This is a genomic window from Collimonas sp., assembly GCF_035566555.1.
GTDB lineage: Bacteria > Pseudomonadota > Gammaproteobacteria > Burkholderiales > Burkholderiaceae_D > Collimonas.
In genome coordinates this window covers 1-19,669 of record NZ_DATMRB010000160.1, presented here as the reverse complement: position 1 = coordinate 19,669, position 19,669 = coordinate 1, and the positions used below count along the sequence as shown (strand labels likewise).

The window sequence follows — 19,669 nt, the reverse complement described above, 5'->3', positions numbered from 1 at the left end:
GCCGACATCCTGCGCGGCCATTTCAAGCGCTACGCCCATGACAAGGTCTTCGTCAGCTTCAACAAGGACAGCGCGCTCAAGGTGCTGACCGGATCGACCAATTTCTCCGTCACCGGCCTGTACGTCAACTCCAACCATGTGCTGGTATTCGACGACCCGGTGGTCGCCGCCGAATACGGGCAGCTGTTCGAGACGGTATGGCAAGGCGGCGTCAAGCTCGCCCCCTACCTGCAAGCGCCGTTTTCCTCGGCCACCTTCTCGATAGCGCAGGGCGACTCGCCCGCAACCGACATTACTTTCGCCCCTCATTCGGCCGAATTCGTTAACAAGAATCTCGGCGAGATCGCGGCTCGTATCCAGCAGGAGGGAACGAAATCGGCCAAGCAGGCCAGCGTACTGTTCGCGGTGATGGAAATCGACAATGGCACCAGCCCGGTCTACGCCGCCCTGAAGAACCTGCATGCCGATGAAAACATCTTCAGCTATGGCATCTCGGACAGCAACAGCGGTATTTCCCTGTATGCGCCGGGCAAGAAAACCGGCGTGCTGGTGACCGGCAAACCAGGGAAAGCGATCCTGCCTCCGCCTTTCGACCAGGTCCGCACCATCGCCGGCATCGGCCATCAGATCCATCACAAGTTCGTGGTGTGCGACTTTAACGGCAATGCCCCGGTGGTGTTCTGCGGCTCATCCAATCTCGCCGTCGGCGGCGAACAGGCCAACGGCGACAACCTGCTGGCGATTTACGACGGCGACATCGCCACCGTGTTCGCGATCGAGGCTGTAGGCCTGGTCGACCATTTCCAGTTCCTCGACCGCATGGCTAGCGCAGCACCGCCGGCGCCCGTTAAAATGCCTGTATCCAAGCAGCAAGCTGCGGTGGCCGCAGGCTGGTTCCTGTCGACCACGGATAACTGGGCCAAGCCCTATTTCGATCCTGACGATTTCCACTATACCGACCGCTTGCTGTTTGCCTAGGGAGACGGTACGGCGCTAGCGGCCTGGTCAGGGCGCCTATATTTTTTCAGGGAGTCAGCATGCCGCTCGTCACCATCACTGTCCGCAAACCGAAATCCGCCGCATTCAAGGCCGGCATCCTCGACGCCGTACACGCTGCGCTGGTCTCCAGCGGGGTGCCGGCCACCGATAAGTTCCAGCGCGTCATCGAGCTCGATGCAGAAGACTTCCGCTATGATCCCGGCTACCCGGACCTGAAGTCGGAGCGGATCGAGAATTTCGTCCTGATCGAGATCCTCTGGTCGGTCGGCCGCAGCGTCAAGGTCAAGCGCAAATTGCTGGAAGAACTGATGGCCACCCTCTCCGGTCAAGGCTTGAACAGCGAAGAAGTGATGGTCTGTTTCAAGGAAACCAGCTGGGAAAACTGGTCGTTCGGCGGCGGCCGCCTGATTCACACGTAGCGTCCAAGGAGCAGCCGCTGCACTTCAGGGAGCCGGCCATTGCCCTGGCCGGCTCCGCTGTTACTGCCCTGGCGCTCAGGACCGTCTCAAGATGCGCCGTACAAGGTCCTGGCGTCGGCCTTGAACGCCGCCGCGCTGGCGCCGCGGCTGTAGAACATGTGGCCGCCCGGATACACCGCCAGCTTGACTCGCCGCTCCTGGCCGAAGGCAGGCATCTGGTCGAGGATCAGGCGCGAAGTAAAGAACGGGCAGGACAAATCGTTATAGCCGTGCGCAATCAGCACGCGCATCTTGGAATCGTTGGCAATCGCCTTGCGCAATTCGGCCACCGGCTTGTCGTCGGGCGAGCCGCGGTCCCACAGCTTATTGACGTTGGATGACAGCGCCTCGTAGTGGGTATCGGTTTTCCAGCCCACTTCGCGCGTGACAAAATCGACCATGGCGCTGGTGGTGGGAGCGATCAGCGCTTCCAGGATAGGATCGCCGGACTGGCGGTCGCTGGAACTCGGAAACGGGTCCCATGCGGTGACATTGGAGTCGTAGATGCTGCCGATTTTCTTGTCGGCCCGGTGCGCTTCACGCAGATAGGTATTGGTATCGACACGGCCATCCAGCCTGGCTACCAGCGCCGCATCGAGGCCCGTGTAAGCGGAGACTTTTTGCACGATGCGGCCCACCGCATTCGGGTCGGAGCGGCCGGCCAGAAAATCGGTGACGAACTGCGACCGCACATAGGATTCGACATCATTCATCGCCGCAGTGCTCAGTTTTCCCTGGCGCTCCAGGTTGCCCGCTGTCATGGACGGCAGGTTGATCATCCAGGGCAATGGCGACAAGGCGTCGCCATCGCCGACGGCAGCCGGGTCAAGATATGGCGACACCATCACCAGGCCGCTCACGCCCACGCCCATTTCGGTCTGCAGCGCGTAGGCGATGCGCGGCGCCCGGTAGCCGCCGTAGCTTTCGCCCACTACATATTTCGGTGCGCGCAGGCGGCCATGCTTGACCAGCCAGTCGTAGACGACGCGCGACAGGTATTTGATATCGGCGTCGGTCGAATAGAAATCCTTCTTGGTCGTGTCTTCATCTTCCAGCGAACGCGAAAAGCCGGTGCCGACCGGATCGATGAATACCAGGTCGCTCATGTCTAGCCAGGTATTCGGATTGTCCTGGGTCACGGCGCTATCCGACGGCGCGTCGCCGGCGGTCCCGAACGGCACGCGCTTGGGGCCGATGGCGCCCATGTTCAGATACACCGAAGACGCGCCAGGTCCGCCGTTAAAGGCAAAAGTCACCGGCCGGCCGACTGCGCCGCCAGGAACCGTATAGGAAGTGTAGACAACTTCGGCGATCTTCTTGCCTTTGGCGTTACGCACCGGAATCAGGCCCACCGTGGCTTCGTATGTAAGCGTCTTGCCGCCGCTGCGGATACTCTGGGAGATGGTTTTGTCTTCGGGCAGCGGCAGCAGCTCGCTTTCATCTTTCTTCTCGGCGCCAGCCTTGCTCTCCGGCTTGCTGTCCGACTTGGCCTCAGGCTTGGCATCCGCGGCATGGGCCACCGCCGCCGGCGCCACTGCCAAGGCGGCGGCCAGGGCGATGGCGCTCCAACCGGCGCGCCGGAGTGAAATTTTCATGCAGGAAAAGATGCGAAGCTGCTCAATCATAAGGCGTCTCGAATTGAAAGATTTCAAAGGGAAATGACAGTCAGGCCAGACAGCTGCTAGCGCCACGTCCCTCCGTTCTGACGATGGCGTGCGGGCTGGCGGCAATCTGCGTCTTGAATTTTTTTGCAAATGCAGAATGCATTTGCAACGAGGAGCAATCGTACACGCTTATCCAGGCGAACTGGAAGTGCGCAGCGTGCAAAACTGATTGTCAAATACCGTGGCGACCGCCAGGTTGACAATCAGGATGCAAGGCGGCGAGCCGGGTTTCAGCTGCCGCCGGCTTGCCGAGCCTTGATATCGCGCCGGTTCTTGACCCACAGGAAACGTGAAAACTGGTCGATCCTGCCGCTGGCCTTGCCGATTGTAAAATCCGCGCCGACCATGTTTTGATACTGCTGAGGTAAAAATTCTGCCAGCAACAGATAGCCGCTTCTCACCGTGGTGGTAGGCGCGCTGTTGCCGGCGCCGTCGCTGCCGTTGATTCTTCCCGCATAGTCTTGCGGCCCGCGCGTCACCACATCCACGAAGGTATTGGCGAACCTGGTCATCTGGACCTCGGTAATTGCGTAGCGGCCAGTCGCATAGGCACGGTAGAAGCCGGCGATGTCGAGACTGCCGTGGTTGTTGTCTTCGCCGCTCTTGTCAGGCAAGGCATAGCCCCAGTCGTAGACATCGCTGCCCTTCTTGCTTTTGTACGAGGTCACGCCAGTCGCAAAAAAAGAGGTAATGCTGGCGCTGACGATGGCATTGTATCTGCTGGCGCGGGAGGGATCGTCGCCCAGAATTTCGTGGCAGGCGGCCAGGTTCTGTAAAGCGTAGTTGAACATCATCTGCTGGTTCCATGGCACCGGCAGGCCGGACTTGTAAGGCGAGGCCGCGGAAAAATAATACAGATTGTTGTGCGTCAGGTTGAGCAGGGATTTGAAAATGTGCTGGTCCAGGCTGTAGTCCGCCTCGGTCACATATTTTTTTGCGCGGCTATAGTAGTCGGCGCCATAGTTTTTCGGATCGCCGCTGCCGACCTTCAGATGCCAGATCGCCGGCGTCGCCAGGATCAGCCTGGCGCAGTAACCCAGATGTCCGACCGGGTCGCCCTGCTCGCCGCCGGTGCCGATCGGCGTGGCGCTGACATCATTGGGCCAGACCGGATCTATCCTCCCGGTCCAGATCTTGTGCTGGCCGAGCGGCGCCGGCGCCAGGTCGTTGCGCTCGGACAGGACGCTGTCGCAGAACACCAGCATCTTGTTGAGGATGGCGCGGTCGCCATTGATTTCGTAGACCAGTCCCATCGCCTTGGTCTGTTCGCCGCTAGCTCCCTGGGCCCACTGATTGCCGATATTGTCGCTGGCCGGCGTCAGCGTCTGGATATACGCTTTGAAGGAATTGACTTCCTTGCTGGTGACCGGACCGCTGAAACTCTCGACCACCATGCCGGCGCTTGCCGCCGGATTGGCCGCATGAGCGAATACAGGAAGGATTGCGGCGCATGCGAACAGGCCGGACAGCAGGTTTTTCAGCATCGATTTGTTCTCCGATAGTAAGTCCGGAACGGTGCGAAGCTGGCGATGCGCCCGCTGCCGCTGTCGAACTGGATTTAGCTGAGCTGCCGTAACAAGCTCAACCCAATTGATGTTTCCAACAAACAACATTATAGCAATATAAATATTTCCACAGGGAATCTCATCGATGTGGCCAACTTGAATAGCGGCCGCTCCTGCCGTTCAGCGCTTGCGGGAAAGCGAGCCGATCAACTCGTCATGCCGCTCTTTGTCGCTTTTGTGCAGATAGATCGCAGTGGTCGAGATGTTGGCGTGGCCGGCCGTATCCTGCAGTGCCTTCAGCGAGACCTCGTTGTTGGCGTGCATGGTCAGCATGGTATGCCGCAGCCAGTGCGCGGACGCCTGGCGCAAGGCCTCGGCATCATCCAGATCGCCGGCCGCCTCAGCCAGGATTGCGGCAGCGGCAAACAAGGATTTCATGGCATTGGACGCAGCCTCGTCCGTGATTGAGACCAGCGCCTGTCCGCGGCTCGACAGCGCCAGCGGCGTGGCGTCATTGCGCGCCGCTGGCGCCGGCAGTCCGAACGCCAAGCGGTATGCGCGAAACGCCGCCAGCATCTCTGGCGCCACCGGCAGCCGGCGCGGCTTGGCGCCCTTGCCGATCACATCCAGCCACCAGCGCCCGTCTCCCTCGGTGTATATCGCTCCCATTGCGGCACCGGTCAGCTCGGACAGCCTGGCGCCGGTGGTGATATAGCCCAGCAGCAGAAAACGGTCGCGCGCCCTGGCTTTCATTTTTGCCGGGGTTGTTGCCGGCAGCGCATCCAGCGCGGCATGGACATGCGCAACGGCCTGCATGCTCAGGTAGCGCGTGATCCGCGCGTCGCGCGCAGTCCTGACGTTCTTGACCAGGGCGCCGGCGTTGCGCCGCAAATAGCCGGCATCCTTGGCAAATTCCAGCAACGCTTTCACCACACGGAAAGCCTGGCGCATGCTGGGTTCGGAAAGCGCTCCGGAAAACGGCCGCCAGCGCGGGTCGTCGCGCGGCCACTTGGTGGCGCAGACCCAGATCTCTTCCGGCTGCGGGTCTTTCAGGAAAGCCTTGTAGGCGATCAGGTCTTCAATATGCAGCTGGTACAGCATCTTGCCATGATGCTGGCACCACAGCAGGAAGCGTCCCAGGTCTTTCTTGCTGCTCTTGATCGAGTTTTCAGACAGTTCGCTGCTGTAAAGAAAGGCGCGCGCCAACTCGGAGTCCGAGCGCGCCGCCACCAGCGGTTCCGCTTCTGCACTGCCGGCGAACAGATCCATGCTCAGCGTCGGCGTGTTGACGTTTCTGTCCGGCGGTTCCAGATCTATCAGCGCGAAATGGTCCATTAACGATATTGAAGCAGATAAAAAAAGAGGAAAAGCGGGAGTATTCCCAGGGAACTGAGGAGAATATCACGACATTGCATTTAATCGAGATTATTAACGTAATCTCGACTAAATATGTATATACGTAATTATGATTACTTTTAAATTACGTAATTTTTATTACTTTATTTGAATAATTTAGTAAAATCTTGCTATCGAGAGCCATTTGAAGGAAAAACCATGTCCGAACGCCAGAATCTCAGCTGGACCGCCTGCGATACGCTTGCCGCCCAAGGCAAAAAGCCCTCCATCGGCCTGGTGCGCGAATGGACGATTGCCACCACCGGCGCCAAGAAAGGATCCGACGGCGATGTGCAGAAAGACATCAATGACTGGTATGCCGACCTGCTCAAGCTGAAACGGGATAAAGGCGTCGCTGGCCTGCCGGATGCCGTAGCCACCCTCACCCGCGAACTGTGGCGTTTCGCCGTGGAGTCAGCCAACGATACGCTCGCCGCCGAGCGCAGCACGCTGGCCGGAGAAAAGGCCGAAGCGGAAAAACTGATCGACCTGGCACAGGAAGACACCCTCGCCGCCATCGAGATCGCCAATGAACTGAAGGGGAAACTCACTATCGCCAACGCCGCCCTGCTGAGCCGCGATGAGCAGATCAAGCGGCTGGAAGAAACATTAGCCGAACAACGCGCCACGCTACAGGCAAAAGATGAACGCATCGCCGGCCTGGGCGGCGAACTCAGCCGCAAGGCCGAGGAGCATGCGGCCGGCCTGGCGGAACTGGATGGACTGCGCAAGCACAGCCTGCTGGAAATCGACCGTGCACGCGCGGAATCCCGGCAATGGAAAACCGAATTCACGCGTATCGAGACTGAAAGCAAGGCCGCTGCACACGCCTATCGCGAAAAAATATCCGTGCTCGACAGCGAATTGTCGGGCGCAAAGGGCCGCCTGGGGGCCGTCGAGGAATCCTTGGCGGCAGCCAACCAGCGCGCAGCAATCGTGGGGGCTGGCTTGCCTGACGCAAAACAGGGAAACAACGCCATCAGGCAGCGCTTCGGCAGCAGCAAGAAAGCTGGCGCGGGCAAGCTTGTCCGGCGACGCTGACTTTGCAAGTCCTGGCTGTCACGGCAGCCCCTGGGCAAGGACACGCACGATGGCCGCACGTGCCTGCCGGCCTTCTGGCGTCGGCATCGCCGCATAATTGTGCGGCTGGCCATGGCGCAAATGAAGCTCGACCGGAACCCCCGCTGCGCGCGCCTTTGCGGCCAGATCAACGCTGTCGGGATAGAGCAGGTCAAGTGTGCCAGAGAATACGGTCATCGGCGCCAGCCCATGGAAATCACCATTCAGCGGACTGACATACGGATGGGCGAGATCCAGCTCGCCGGCATACATGCGCCCCGCTTCGACCAAACCGGGAATATCCTGCAGCGGATCGCGCACAGCGATCTCGATCTGCTCCGCGCGGCTCACAGAGGCCTCCAGTCCCGGCGAAATCAGCACCAGCCCGTCCGGTTGACGGTAGCCGGCATCTCTTAGCCATTGAACCGCCGCCAGCCCCAGATTGGCGCCCGCCGAATTGCCGACCACCGTGACCTTGGCGGCCCCCGCGTCTTCCAGCAGCTTGCGCAACAGCTCGCCCATGGCCGGCACAATGTCCTTCGCGGTGGCGCCGGGAGCCAGCGGAAATATGGGAATCACGCAGCGAACGCCCGCATGGCGGCTCAAGTAAGCGACGAAGCGCCAATGGGCGCGCACGATCTCGTTGATAAATCCACCGCCGTGCAGGAATAGCACATAGTTGCCGATGCCTGGATGCGCGGACGACGCCGTATGATAGACCGGCCACCCCTGCGCGCTTTTCTTCACGGATACTTCGACGCCACGGCCCAAGCCCGTCGGCTCATAGGAGGCCGGCCGCAATGCCAATCTGCGCACATGCTCTTGCACGGCAGCCGCGGACGCCAGCCGCTTCTTGATCGGGAGAAGCCGCAGCAGGCCATTGATGCAGCGGCTCTGCCAGCTCGGCCTGGCATCGTCCGGCTGTAGCGCCTGCACGCTTTCCCTATCCAGTCGAAGCTGCTGTGCTGATGATATTTTCCCAACGCTCATGGCTACATCCTCCTGATGTGTGAGTTCGGCCTGCCTGATTGGCTCGGCGAGCGGCAACTCCTGTCATCTGGTCGCCGCCTGTAGTTATAATATGAGCGATGGCTCGTATTTTATACTCGTGTTTGGAGCACCGGAAATGGCACGCAAGCCTCTGACGAAACCCAGGAAACACGCCTCTCAGGAGAGATCGCGGGCGACAGTCGACGCCCTTGTTGAGGCAACCGCTCGCATTTTGGTGAAGGAAGGTTTCGACAAGGCCAGCACCAACCGGATCGCTGAAGTGGCGGGCGTGAGCGTCGGTTCGCTCTACCAGTATTTCCCAGGCAAAGAGGCGCTCGTTGCCGCTGTCATGGAGCGTCATAACCAGGAAATCATGCAGCTCGTCCGTGGCGCGCTGGCCGAGGTCGCTGCCCAGCCGCTTGAAAAAGCGGTGCGCAGGCTAGTTGTCGTGGCGATCGAAGCACATCGCGTCGATCCCAAGCTGCATCGCGTCCTTGCAGAACAGATTCCGCGCACCGGCAGCCTTGAAAATGTAGAAACCTTCAATCGCGAAGCCCATGCTCTCGTCAGAGCTTATCTAGAAGTCCATCGCGACGAACTCCGCACGCTCGACCTGGAACTTGCGACCTATGTCTGCGCGACATCCATAGAGGCGCTGGCCCATACTGCGGTTTTGCACCACTCTGAAATGTTTACGGATGAAGTGGCGGAAAGGCTGATCGAGGAGACCACGCGCCTGGTGGTAGGATATCTGCAATAGCACCGCCGCAGTAATGACGAGCACTTCGACAAATGCGGTCGGCGACAGCACAGCAATTTCACCGTCTTAGCCTAAATCACAACAACCGCGTCGAACCGCCCGCGACAGATTGATTTGACTCAAACTTGAGGCATTTTTAAAGTCATCCGGCATGCTGCGCTATATCAATCGTGACTTTTCTTAACGCACTCGGCGCCTCGGATTTCTTAAGTGCTCCACGCGGCCACAAGGAATCCACAAGACCCTCAGCCTTCCCTTGAATCCACTGCAAACAGTTGCTGATGGCGTTCTTCAGTAGCATCGTCGGCAGGAAACATGCATTCCAGGCGCAACTCCTGCGCGGCGACATTTTGCGGCGCTCCAACGCTAGTCACCATCGAAAAATAGCGCAGAACCATGCCCTCGCTGATGAAACCAAGCGGGACAACCGGCATCGCGGACGGCGTGTGATACGTTTTCCAGTCGCGCGGCACGTCCGGATACGCCAGCAGTTCGTCGAGCAGAGCTCTGGTGCCGCCGTCAATCACGTGGCCGACCGATTCGCGATATACGCGCTGCAGCAGGCTGCGCGAGACATTATCCCAATCGGCCACAAACGGACGCATGCCCTGCGGATCGAAGATCAGATGCAGCATGTTGCGCGGCCCTTGGCGTGCCGCCATGTCGATGAAGTGATTGAAAAAGCGTGGCGCGGCATCGTTGGTCATCAATACGTTCCAGTTCCGGTCCATCACGATCGCCGGAAACGGCTCATGCTGGCGCACGACCCGCTCGAGCGCACGGACGACGCTATGCATCTCCTGAGCATTCCATGCCGCCTCCGAATACGCCGGCGCGTAGCCGGCGGCGAGCAGCAGCGCATTGCGCTCGCGCAGCGGCACGTCTAGCGTTTGCGCCAGGGCCAGGATGGTGTGGCGGCCGGGCACGCTGCGCCCGCTCTCGATGAAACTGATCTGGCGTTGCGAGACGCCGGCTTCGAGCGACAGATCAAGCTGACTGACGCCACGCACGTCGCGCCAATAGCGCAGCAAATCGCCAAATCCGCCAGTCGGCACTTTCGGAGCAGAACTGGTGACGCTCATCTGGTTTCCTCATCAAGGCGGGCCAAGCTGACTGGCTCAGGATGCCGACGCATGCCAGGCGAATTCCTGGAACGGCGTTTCGAGCGGCGGCTGGGTAACGCTGCCAGTGTAGTTCGTGATAGTGGATGCAGCAACCACCGCAATCACCTCGAGCACCTGCTCGTTGCTGAATCCCGCTTCGAGGAAACCTCTCTGGTCCGCTTCGGCAAGGCGGCCGCGCTTTTCGATCAGCGCACGCGCCAGCGTTGACAGCGCGGCCAGCCCGGTGTCAGCAGGCAGGCTGCCGCGCCGGATTGCGTCGACATCTGCGGAATGTACGCCCTGCTTCAACGCCAGCGCGGTATGAAACGCCACCGGCCACTCGCTGGCGTTGGTGACCGCATTGGTCAGCAGCAGCACCTGGATCTGCGGCTCCGTCAGACTGCTGGCATGGACGCGTTCAAACAGGCCGATGAAGCCGTTGATCAGCACCGGTGAAGCAGCCATCGTGGCCGCGATGTTCGGGATCAGGCCGAACGCCTGTTGCAGTTGCTGCAGCACGGGCTTCGATTGCGCGGGTGCGGAGTCGATGGTGTGGACGGGATAGCTGGACATGGTGTCTCCTTGGCGGTGAGCGCCACCGGATTGGCGGCGCGAGAATCAAAGAGTAGAGGCAGGCGTGAGACGCGGCAATTACATCGGATGTAATCGCCATGCGGCTCGGTGAAGATCCAGTGTCGAAACGAGCTATGTTTTATCAGCAATTTACAAGATTGCGGACGTCGGCAAGCAGCTACCCGATTAAGATATGCTAAAGATGATTCTCCTCGCCAACCTACAAGGATTCACCAAAGGAAGCTTAACCATGCTGAATAAGTACGCCGTTGCGAAAAAGGCCTGTCGCATTCCACGCTGTCTCGTGCTGGGCATATTGCTCACGCCGTTGCTGGGTAGCGCGATGGAGATGGCCGCCGCGCCTGAACAAATCGCGCTGACTGCCGATCAATGGCAAGCCAACGGCAAGGTGACATTCAAGCAACAGCAAGGATACCCGCACGGACTGATATCTGTGAAGGACGGTGGCGCCGTTCTGAAAAACCGGACGTTTGACAGCGGCACCATCGAATACGATATCAGCGAAGATGCCGACAACCAGGGCATTGCCGGGATCTGGTTTCGCCAGCAGGACAAGGACACCGCCGAGAATTTCTATCTGCGCACGGATTCCGATTGTCCCAGCTCGATTGAGTGCGTGCAATATGCGCCGGTCAGTCACGGCAACGTGCAGTGGGACGTCTATCCTGAATATCAGGCCAAGGCGCCGGTGCATGCGCATGGCTGGAATCACGTCAAGCTGGTGATTTCCGGAAAACGCATGAACGTCTACATCAATGGCGAAACAGCGCCATCGCTGCAGGTTGGCAGGCTGGAAGGCGGCGCTCTTTCCGGCGCTATCCAGCTGCGGGGAGACGCCACCTTTGCCAACCTGAAACTTGTTCCAGGCGCCACGGAAGGCCTGTCGCCGGAACCGGCAAAGGACGTGACAGAAGGCGATCCGAACTATGTGCGCAACTGGTTTTTATCGCCAGCGCTGACCATCCCGACAGGACAGGAAGCCGTGTTTTCAGCGATGCCGGCCAAGGCCGAGGCATGGGAAGCTATTGCTGCGGAGAGAAAGGGCTTCGTCAACATCAGCCGCAAGCATGGAAACCCGGGCGGCGCACCTGATCTCATATGGCTGAAGACGAATATCGATTCCGACCGCAACCAGAGCAAGCACGTGGCAATCGGCTGGGCGCGGCAAATATGGGTTTTCGTCAACGGTAAGCCGGCTTACGCCGACAAGAATTTCTACTATCCTGCGTCTGGCAGAAAACCGCCCTTGGGCCGCATGTCGCTGCAAAATGGCGGCTTCGACTTGCCCCTGCAAAGCGGGCAAAACGAAGTCGAGATCGCCATCAGCAATGACCTGCATTCATTGCACCACTGGGGGTGGGGATTCGAGTTTCGCTTTGATAACGTGGATGGATTGAAAATGCAGAAGGCGAAGCAAGCCATGTAGCACACACTGACGGAGAGAATATTCCTTTGCTTGCGAAGTTGCCCCTATCCGGTTGATCCAGTCGCCACTGCCGTGCAAAGGCTGCGGCCTGGTGGTGCGACCTCTCAAAATCCAACGCACATCGATCTGCACTTAAATGGCCGGGAGCTGACGAACTCGTTCTGCTTAGCCGGCCGTCAGCGATGTATCGCCGCTCAATGCCAATGGCTGCGACCTGGCCCAGCGATTGGCCGACAGCGAAAAAGTCAGCGCGCGCACCTGGTGGTACCAGCCGGCCGGCACATACAAAAGCTCACCAGGCTGCATGATGCATTCGACCAGTGCGGCCTGGCGGGCCAGCGGAAATTTCTCGAAATCCGGCGCCTCCGGGTCAAACGGCGAACCGAACAGGATGGCGTTCGCCTCGCGCGGATACAGGAATTCGTCGTGATGCGGCGGCGCCAGGAAAATGCGTTTGCTGCCCCAGATCTGCGCAAAGATATTGTCGTCATAGTCGCAATGCAGCGGGGTCACTGTTCCGGCAGGACCAAGCCAGAAGCGCGGCGGACCCATTTTCTTGAAATAAGCTGGCCAGTAGCACAGCCTGTTCAATTCACGCAGTTCCAGATTGCCCAGGTACGGCGGCAGTTCCTGCGTGTTATCGGCAACCAGCTCAAGATAGGCCAGCAGCGACATGTCCTGCATCGCCCGGTCCGGCGCGAACGCGGTATTGATATAGTCGCCCACCCTGGCGCGCACCTGCAGCTCGCCAAAGTGATCGCGCAGCGTTTGCGGCGTAAGCGCGGACAATGGCCACTTGCCGACCAGCCCGGTGATGATGAATGGCAGACCTTCTGCTGCACGGGCGCGAAACCCTGCGGCGTCGAGAGGGCCCATGCGCGGCACTGCAGAAATGGTTGGGAGCCTGCGCCCGGCGCACTTTATCGCTTCACGCATTTCCTGTATTGACGTGACGCCACGCACCAGCGCATCCCTGCGCTCCCGCGCCTGTTTTTTGGCAATGGCTTCTTCTGGCGACATGGGCGTCGATGTCGGCCGCGGCGGCAGCGATCGCGACGGCGCGCCTGCCTCTGGCCGCTCCTGATTGGCGGCTGACGGATTTTTCATATTTCCATTTTTCTATAGCTGCTCAGCTGGACATGAGCGTTGAGCCATCCGCCTGCAGCCGCGCATCGGTGCCATCAATGTGATCCAATCCCCAGATCCTGATCTGGGCCATCAATGCACGCAGCGAGCGCCCTTTTTCAGTCAATCGATAACCCTGCTTGCCAGCGATGTCGCCGGATGGGTAGTGTTCGACCAGACCGTTGGCAGAAAGCCGGGCCAGCCGCTCGGCAAGGATGTTGGTTGCGATTCCCTCCGGCGACGCCAGGAACTCCTTGAAATGCGATTTGCCGTGCAGCAGATCTCGAACCACAAGCAGCGTCCACTTGTCGCCTAACAGGTCCAAGGTGCACGCGACCGGGCACACCGAACGCCGATTCCCGTTTTGAGCCGGGCTCGCGGTGTGTTGGAGGTGGGCAGCGCCCTGCTTAGCGCGTGGCAAGGGAGCCCCTTGGCAACGGCCGCCGGAGCGGGAGCGGATTTTGATCGTGCATGGCTTGACTTTATCCAAAATACTTGCAAAATACAAGTCTATACTTGCATTTTGCAAGTGGAAATCCGATGCCGCCTGGCAGTGGCAAGATCAAGCACTACTCACCGGCGTCCATGTCGACAACATTTGCAGGAGTCTTGTATGGAACCCGTCAGAAACCTTGCAACCTTGCTTCCCTTTGCGGCAAGCGTTACCTTCGGCTTGCTCGCCTGGGGAGCATTCTTCTTAAACTATGTCTGGCCGCGCATGCGCGAGCTCCCCCTGCACGCGGCGATACGCCCTGTCCTGCACCTGCACTTGTTCCGGTTTATAGGTCTGGCTTTCATCGTGCCCGGTGTCGTCAGCCCCAGTCTTGCGGCGGGATTCGCCGCGCCCGCGGCATACGGCGACCTGCTTGCCATGGCGCTGGCCTGGGTCGCTCTGCTGATGGGATCGGGCCGCTATTCGCGCATCGCGATCTGGACCTTCAACTTGTGGGGTTTTGCCGACCTTTTATTCGCCTTCTACCAAGGCGTGATCGGCGTCGGCATCGACCCGGCCACGCTCGGCGGCGCCTGGTTCATCCCGACTGTCGGCGTTCCGCTCTTGCTTTGGACGCATGTATTGGTATTCGCGATCTTGCTGCGCCCTTCCCGCTCCGCCAGCTTCCTCGCTCGTGCAGCCTAACAGGCAGCATGCAGGGCGCGGCAACCTTTGAAAGGGAATCCGTTTGCGGAAGATGGCTAACCGTCCGCTTGCATCCGCATCACCACGGGAGCGTGCCGAGTGTTGCGTGCGTGAACGTGCCGGTCGGGCCATCCGGGCCGAGCAGCGCAACGCGCACCACCTCGCGGGCACCCTCCTGCAAGGTGTCCGTGCCCTCATAGTTGTTGAGGTTAGTCTTGGTAAAACCCGGGGAGACGGCGTTGACCTTGATCCCGGCCGGCTCCAGCTCAATTGCCATGGCCAGCGTCATCGCATTGAGAGCCGTCTTGGATGCAGGGTAGACCGGGCCAAAGATTGAACGATATGGGAAGGCCGGGTCCGCATTCCGCGTCAGCGATCCAACGCCGCTCGATACGTTGACAATGCGGGCAGCCGGCGCCTCGCGCAGCAACGGCAACATCGCCTGGGTAACGGCGAGGACGCCGAACACATTGGTCTCCCACACCGCGCGCACCTCATCGAGGGACACGACGCTCGGGCGTGTCAGCTTGGCATACTCCATCACGGACATGCCAGCCAGCTTGCTGGTATGCGAGATAGCCGCGTTGTTGACCAGCACGTCGAGATGGCCGAACTCCGTGCGGATGCGTTCCGCCGCGGCAGCGATCGAAGCCTGATCCGTCACATCCAGCTGGAGCGCGCGTGCATCCAGCCCGATCTCCTTGACCGCAGCTTCGCCGCGCTCGCGATTGCGCGACCCGACCAGCACAGTGAAGCCGTCTGTCACCAGATCCTTCGCGACTTGAAAACCGATTCCTTGATTAGCTCCGGTGACCAGAGCGACGGGTTTGTCCTGCATGGCAATCTCCTTGTTGTGCTGCGTTGAGCTGAAGAGCAAGCCGCCAGCCGCGCCAGTCCTGCAAGCGACCGCGGCGGTTTCGCGATAATTCCTTCGGGTGATTTGCGATACAGAGACTTTAGCTCGCTGCGGCTGGACGCACTACAACCAAGAGTCCAGATTTCATTTGCAAGAGTCCGATTTTGGCCGACTGCTGCCTAACTTGACTTTCCACGGTTACTGCGCAATCTCGTCATAACCTCGCCCCAGAAATTGAACCAGGCAAAAGCCATTGCCGAAAGGATCCGCCATGAGCGCCAGCCGCCCCCACTTGTGCGTGGCGACGGCCTCCTCAAGACGCGCCCCGGCCGAGACCGCCTTCTGCACCGCAGATTCGATGTCGTCAACGACAAAATCAAGATGGACTGGCGTCCAATGACGATCGTAGCTACGACACTGAGCAGTTGCGCTCGCTGCTTGCGTTCCCTCCGCTTTGAGCAAGAGGTAGATCGGCGCGGAACTCCCCATCATTTCCACGCCGCTGGCGCCGAAGCGGCGGCCGACCGTCAGGCCAAACGACGCTGCGTAGAAATCAATGGCCTTCTCAAGATTGTCGACGTCGATGTTTACGAGAAGTTTCATTACCTCGGCTCCCTGTCTCTAATAGAGATGCTACTGCAACGGGTACCTGTACATCAACAATAGCGTGGGCGCCACAGATTTTCCAATTTCACAACATCTCACGCTGCAGTTGAATCCCGCTTCACAGCCACGCACTTGATCTCGACCAGCAAGCCCGGATGGGCAAGATCGGACACGCCTATTGCGGTCCATGCGCATGTGCCGCGCGGGAAAACCCGATTCTTTACCTCGCGGAATACAGACATGTGCTGGCTCATCTGCACATGGTACGTCGTCATATCGACAACATCCTCAAAAGTACAATCGGCCGCTTGCAGCAGTACGCGCAGATTTTCCCAGCACGCCAGGAACTGTTCCTCGGGATCGGCGATTACTTCGAGATCGGCGGTACGTCCGACCTGCCCGGCGCAAAAAACGGTGGCGCCGACCTTCACCGCCGGCACATAGCCTGCGCGCTCGACGATGCCTTGCATCGCCGGAGGGACGATCAATTCCCGGTCTGTCATGTGATTTTTCCGTAAAAGTTGAAACGGGCATTCGCCGCGCTCCGAATTATGACCGCTTGTGACTGATAGCGGAGATTTGCAGCCCCTCGCTGATGAAGAGATTTTGTTCCGCTAATATAGACGGCACGGGTTGCGATCCACTATATTGCGTCAGGCCTCGCGCAGACCCACACACTTAGACCCACACACTTTTGAGGAGAACTCATGTTTGACCACGTCAAATTCGGCGTCAGCGACTATGCGGCGAGTAAAGCGTTCTTCCTCAAGGCACTCGAACCGCTTGGCGTAGCTGTTGTCTCGGAGGGGCCGCCGACATACGGTGTCGAGCTTTGTCCTCCACAGGGCAAGGCTTCATTGTGCCTGTACCAAACCGAGGAGAAGCCGGCGCATCTGCACCTGGCGTTCACGGCCGAGAGTCGCCAGCAAGTCGACGCCTTCTATCGCGCGGCCCTGGCGGCGGGCGGCACAGACAATGGCGCGCCTGGCCTGCGCCCGCACTACCACGCGAACTACTATGCAGCTTTTGTGATTGGCCCGGATGGGCACAACATCGAAGTGGTTTGCAGCCAGCCTGATTCCTAAGCCTTGCGCCGAGGGGACGTCCCTCGATCCTTGTCCAAAGCAGTCATTCGATCGAACGGCGAACACCGTCCGCAACTGGCCGATTGCAACCACGGGGGATAGACCGCTATCGCCCCAAAGGAGACTGTCGTTAATCTGGAGTGACAGGTGGTCAGTTGGATTTCGACTTATTCGCCCCTCCCCCCCCCCGACTTGCTCAAAGCCGGTGAGTAAGGTATTGGGATATGATCTCAGCAATCGTCAAATCGCCTCTTCGAAAACATATTTCGATATTCACTACCGATTATCGGAGCGCACAGACAATATGCGTAACGGATGCGACAGATTCCTCTTTTCATAGTCAAGGCTGTATTATTACAAGGACATTTAATGGATTTTTTTCAGAAGTGGTTCTTACCGGTAGTTGCACCATTTTGTTTCGTTGTGAGTGCTAACGCATCGACTGCTACAGATACTTCGGTAGCTTCTTCACAACGACAGGAATTGCTAGAGTTTAAAGCGGCGCTCCCTAAAATTCCGCAATTCCCTCGCACGGGAGATGCCTTGTTAGAGAGGTTGTTGAAAATTACAGCAGGTGCAGAAAATCAAGTTTATGTACATTTTGTTGATAATATTTTCGATGTCGGCGCATGGCCATGGAAAACGCATCGCGCAAATAATGGATTTTTACGAATAGATTCCGGCCCCATTCCTATTGACGGAGATTGGTATATTCATTTACGTGAAATCGATAAACAGCCTGCGTGGGCATTTCAAATGATGTTTATGCACATCGATGGTGATCAGTCGGTATTTGAAAATGTACCGAAAGTAATGCCGAAAGTAATATGTATTCGAGAAGGACAAATATCAGACGCTTTATTACGTCAAGGCTGGAAATTGGAGAGAAGTATAGAACGGATTCCTCAAGGGTTGTGGGTAGGTTCTTATATCTTCAATAAAGGCAAAAATTATTCAATAATCATGAAGTTTTCAGAACCAAATAAAAATAACGATTCGTGCTTAACGTACATGAGTGTAAATTGACCAGCAGCTGCATTTAGCCCTTACTTCAAATTCTATTAAATAGACTGAAGACGGCCCAGACTGTGTGAAAAGCATTATCTGCCTAGCAGAACTCCATTGAGTCAGGTTGCAATGACGGTCGAACTGACTGTAGCAACCAGTCTGAAGTGGGCGTTCGACCTTGAATGCTCGACTGGCGGCTTCTGGCCGTTTTGAGCCGGTCGCGACACGCTGATTGCAAAGCATGCAGCCATCCTGTTTCACAGGCGCGGCTTAAAATCTTTCGTGCTGCCATCAGCTTTTTGTACTTTAAGGCGTCAAATGAGGGGGGCGTACAAAGTTGATTCCTCTATCCAGGACAGCATAAGAAACCTTTGTCCGTGCCGAGTCCGAATAGCGGTACAGAAGCTCATACGTATGGCCCGCAAGGCCATCCAATTCCACTACGTAGTTGGAGGTAGTGAACCCGGTGGCAGTCACCATCCCTAATTGGTGATTACCAGGTAGCAGCAAAACTTCATCAGGCGCACCATATATGGCCGCAACCATTTTTCCGTCGACCCTGGCAATGTATGAGTGAAGTTGTCCCGGCTGAAATGTGCCGTACTGTGTGAAGACCACGGCAAGTTCGCTGCGTTGCCTCTTCGGTCCCTCATAAACGTGGCGCGATTTGTCACCCCCACCAGGCGCAACACATGCAGCAAGCATCAGAAGAACGATTGAACCAAGTACTAATTTAATTGATACAAGCTTCATAGTATTTATGATTAATGAATTAGAGGGTGGCGACAGGAGAGCATAGATACTAAGCAACTTTTCCGCGTTAAAGTTGCAAGCCGCTAAAATAAATCTATGGTTACCCCGATTTTTGCAAGGCTATGTAACGCCATACCTAATTCCTGAAAGATTTTTCTACCGAAGATTGTGTTCCGCTTACTTTTGCGAGCTAACGCGCGGAATGGCCGCATTAGAGTAAAAGCCCGACTGCCCGCTCCTGGCCGTTTTGAGACGATCGCTACAGGTTGATTTGGCTCTAGCGGCCGATTGCGCTTTCCATGAACGAACGTCCAACATTTGAAATGAGACGCTTGACCCGACCTATCAGGGGAAGTCGTCTCGATCGAAATCTGGGAGCGCGTCACGCAAATAGCTCAATCGCGTCTTCGCTCCACTCATGGCCTTGACTCCCCCAAGTAGCATTGTGAGCCGATGCCGGAAATCCTGTGCGGCAGTAGCCTTGCTTAGATGAGAAATCAAAGACGGCGTGTGGGTATCCATTGATAAGCAAGACGGCCTTCTGACTGTCGAGAGACCATCCGATTTTGACGGTTGATGGCTTGTCGCGATCTGAAATGTTTGCAACGTTATAGATATGCAGTGCATCTTGGATCGGTTGCACTTCATGCGACGCATCAAGTGCATAGAAGTAGCCAGTGGCATTGTCGTCTTCAAAGATCGCGACATACAATCCTTCGGGCGCGGAGCTCTCCACTACAGTTGGTTGACCTACCTGGAATGTCTTCTCTGCGGTGATTTGAATTGGCATCGGAGTGACACTGTTCTAGCGTTGAGTTAAATAATTGTGAAGTAAGACCGCATAACCCGACGTCATAATGACATGAATAAAATTGCCCGGCAATAACGTTTTGGCGCTGATTTGGTCGGGGATTTGACTGCCCGGATTTAGCCGATGGCCGCCCGTTACATTTGTCGACTATCTCGTAATACTACGTCTAATATTCGAGGCTTGTTCCGAAGAACGTAAGCGTGATGTCCGACACGTCTAGCGGCACCTGAAATATGTCGGCATGATAATGCGCAGGGGCACTCAGTGACAGTGTCCATGGAGCGAAGTGTGGACAGAGTGACTCAGACGGTTGGCAAGCCGGGGCGGCGTAAAA

The 19,669-nt window shown here is 57.8% G+C and carries 19 protein-coding genes and 1 pseudogene; 8 read left to right on the top strand and 12 right to left on the bottom strand.

Going from position 1 to position 19,669, the window contains the following annotated elements; genetic code table 11:
- Together VNZ65_RS19745 and VNZ65_RS19740 are read left to right on the top strand one after the other, a co-directional pair.
- Positions 1–978, top strand: a pseudogene (locus VNZ65_RS19745) (hypothetical protein); the annotation flags it as partial.
- Positions 979–1,037: 59 nt separating this feature from the next.
- A complete protein-coding gene (locus VNZ65_RS19740) occupies positions 1,038–1,418 on the top strand; it encodes a tautomerase family protein (RefSeq protein WP_325672053.1) in 381 nt (126 codons plus the stop codon).
- Positions 1,419–1,504: 86 nt separating this feature from the next.
- Here the strand turns inward: VNZ65_RS19740 and VNZ65_RS19735 are convergent, their stop codons facing one another.
- From VNZ65_RS19735 to VNZ65_RS19725, 3 genes are all read right to left on the bottom strand, one after another.
- The gene (locus VNZ65_RS19735; protein WP_325672051.1) at positions 1,505–3,052 is read right to left on the bottom strand and encodes a S10 family peptidase; all 1,548 of its coding nucleotides are present in this window, start codon (positions 3,050–3,052) and stop codon (positions 1,505–1,507) included.
- Between the two features lie 299 nt (positions 3,053–3,351).
- The gene (locus tag VNZ65_RS19730; protein WP_325672050.1) at positions 3,352–4,605 is read right to left on the bottom strand and encodes a hypothetical protein; all 1,254 of its coding nucleotides are present in this window, start codon (positions 4,603–4,605) and stop codon (positions 3,352–3,354) included.
- A gap of 201 nt (positions 4,606–4,806) precedes the next feature.
- Positions 4,807–5,961, bottom strand: coding sequence for a tyrosine-type recombinase/integrase (locus VNZ65_RS19725; protein ID WP_325672048.1), 1,155 nt, complete (start codon positions 5,959–5,961; stop codon positions 4,807–4,809).
- A 219-nt stretch (positions 5,962–6,180) separates the two neighbouring features.
- Between VNZ65_RS19725 and VNZ65_RS19720 the strand changes: the two genes are divergently transcribed.
- A complete protein-coding gene (locus VNZ65_RS19720; protein WP_325672046.1) occupies positions 6,181–7,062 on the top strand; it encodes a DNA-binding protein in 882 nt (293 codons plus the stop codon).
- 18 nt (positions 7,063–7,080) lie between these two features.
- On the opposite strand, the gene VNZ65_RS19715 is transcribed toward VNZ65_RS19720, so the two are convergent.
- Positions 7,081–8,070, bottom strand: a complete 990-nt coding sequence (locus tag VNZ65_RS19715; RefSeq protein ID WP_325672044.1) for an alpha/beta hydrolase — start codon at positions 8,068–8,070, stop codon at positions 7,081–7,083.
- A gap of 136 nt (positions 8,071–8,206) precedes the next feature.
- Between VNZ65_RS19715 and VNZ65_RS19710 the strand changes: the two genes are divergently transcribed.
- Positions 8,207–8,830: a TetR/AcrR family transcriptional regulator gene (locus VNZ65_RS19710; RefSeq protein WP_325672042.1), complete on the top strand. Its 624-nt coding sequence runs from the start codon at positions 8,207–8,209 to the stop codon at positions 8,828–8,830.
- 245 nt (positions 8,831–9,075) lie between these two features.
- Here VNZ65_RS19710 and VNZ65_RS19705 read toward each other — a convergent pair whose 3' ends face one another.
- On the bottom strand, positions 9,076–9,912 hold the full coding sequence (locus VNZ65_RS19705; RefSeq protein ID WP_325672040.1) for a helix-turn-helix transcriptional regulator: 837 nt from the start codon (positions 9,910–9,912) through the stop codon (positions 9,076–9,078).
- Between the two features lie 36 nt (positions 9,913–9,948).
- A complete protein-coding gene (locus VNZ65_RS19700; RefSeq protein WP_325672038.1) occupies positions 9,949–10,506 on the bottom strand; it encodes a carboxymuconolactone decarboxylase family protein in 558 nt (185 codons plus the stop codon).
- A 250-nt stretch (positions 10,507–10,756) separates the two neighbouring features.
- Between VNZ65_RS19700 and VNZ65_RS19695 the strand changes: the two genes are divergently transcribed.
- Positions 10,757–11,953: a family 16 glycoside hydrolase gene (locus tag VNZ65_RS19695; protein ID WP_325672036.1), complete on the top strand. Its 1,197-nt coding sequence runs from the start codon at positions 10,757–10,759 to the stop codon at positions 11,951–11,953.
- Between the two features lie 165 nt (positions 11,954–12,118).
- On the opposite strand, the gene VNZ65_RS19690 is transcribed toward VNZ65_RS19695, so the two are convergent.
- Both VNZ65_RS19690 and VNZ65_RS19685 read right to left on the bottom strand, forming a co-directional pair.
- On the bottom strand, positions 12,119–13,060 hold the full coding sequence (locus VNZ65_RS19690; RefSeq protein ID WP_325672034.1) for a cupin-like domain-containing protein: 942 nt from the start codon (positions 13,058–13,060) through the stop codon (positions 12,119–12,121).
- A gap of 22 nt (positions 13,061–13,082) precedes the next feature.
- On the bottom strand, positions 13,083–13,403 hold the full coding sequence (locus VNZ65_RS19685) for a helix-turn-helix domain-containing protein (protein ID WP_325672032.1): 321 nt from the start codon (positions 13,401–13,403) through the stop codon (positions 13,083–13,085).
- A 288-nt stretch (positions 13,404–13,691) separates the two neighbouring features.
- Between VNZ65_RS19685 and VNZ65_RS19680 the strand changes: the two genes are divergently transcribed.
- Entirely contained in the window at positions 13,692–14,216 is a 525-nt protein-coding gene (locus VNZ65_RS19680) for a hypothetical protein (protein WP_325672030.1), read from the top strand.
- Between the two features lie 79 nt (positions 14,217–14,295).
- Here VNZ65_RS19680 and VNZ65_RS19675 read toward each other — a convergent pair whose 3' ends face one another.
- The 3 genes from VNZ65_RS19675 to VNZ65_RS19665 all read right to left on the bottom strand — a co-directional run bounded on the left by VNZ65_RS19675 (position 14,296) and on the right by VNZ65_RS19665 (position 16,181).
- Positions 14,296–15,054, bottom strand: coding sequence for an SDR family oxidoreductase (locus tag VNZ65_RS19675; protein WP_325672028.1), 759 nt, complete (start codon positions 15,052–15,054; stop codon positions 14,296–14,298).
- A 216-nt stretch (positions 15,055–15,270) separates the two neighbouring features.
- On the bottom strand, positions 15,271–15,675 hold the full coding sequence (locus tag VNZ65_RS19670) for a VOC family protein (RefSeq protein ID WP_325672027.1): 405 nt from the start codon (positions 15,673–15,675) through the stop codon (positions 15,271–15,273).
- 98 nt (positions 15,676–15,773) lie between these two features.
- Positions 15,774–16,181, bottom strand: coding sequence for a RidA family protein (locus VNZ65_RS19665; RefSeq protein ID WP_325672025.1), 408 nt, complete (start codon positions 16,179–16,181; stop codon positions 15,774–15,776).
- A gap of 204 nt (positions 16,182–16,385) precedes the next feature.
- Here VNZ65_RS19665 and VNZ65_RS19660 point away from each other — a divergent pair, with 204 nt between their 5' ends.
- Together VNZ65_RS19660 and VNZ65_RS19655 are read left to right on the top strand one after the other, a co-directional pair.
- Complete coding sequence (locus VNZ65_RS19660) at positions 16,386–16,763, top strand: VOC family protein (RefSeq protein WP_325672023.1); 378 nt, start codon at positions 16,386–16,388, stop codon at positions 16,761–16,763.
- Positions 16,764–17,132: 369 nt separating this feature from the next.
- Positions 17,133–17,789: a hypothetical protein gene (locus VNZ65_RS19655; RefSeq protein ID WP_325672021.1), complete on the top strand. Its 657-nt coding sequence runs from the start codon at positions 17,133–17,135 to the stop codon at positions 17,787–17,789.
- A 1,117-nt stretch (positions 17,790–18,906) separates the two neighbouring features.
- On the opposite strand, the gene VNZ65_RS19650 is transcribed toward VNZ65_RS19655, so the two are convergent.
- Positions 18,907–19,314, bottom strand: a complete 408-nt coding sequence (locus tag VNZ65_RS19650) for a DUF2251 domain-containing protein (protein ID WP_325672019.1) — start codon at positions 19,312–19,314, stop codon at positions 18,907–18,909.
- Between the last annotated feature and the right edge of the window lie 355 nt (positions 19,315–19,669).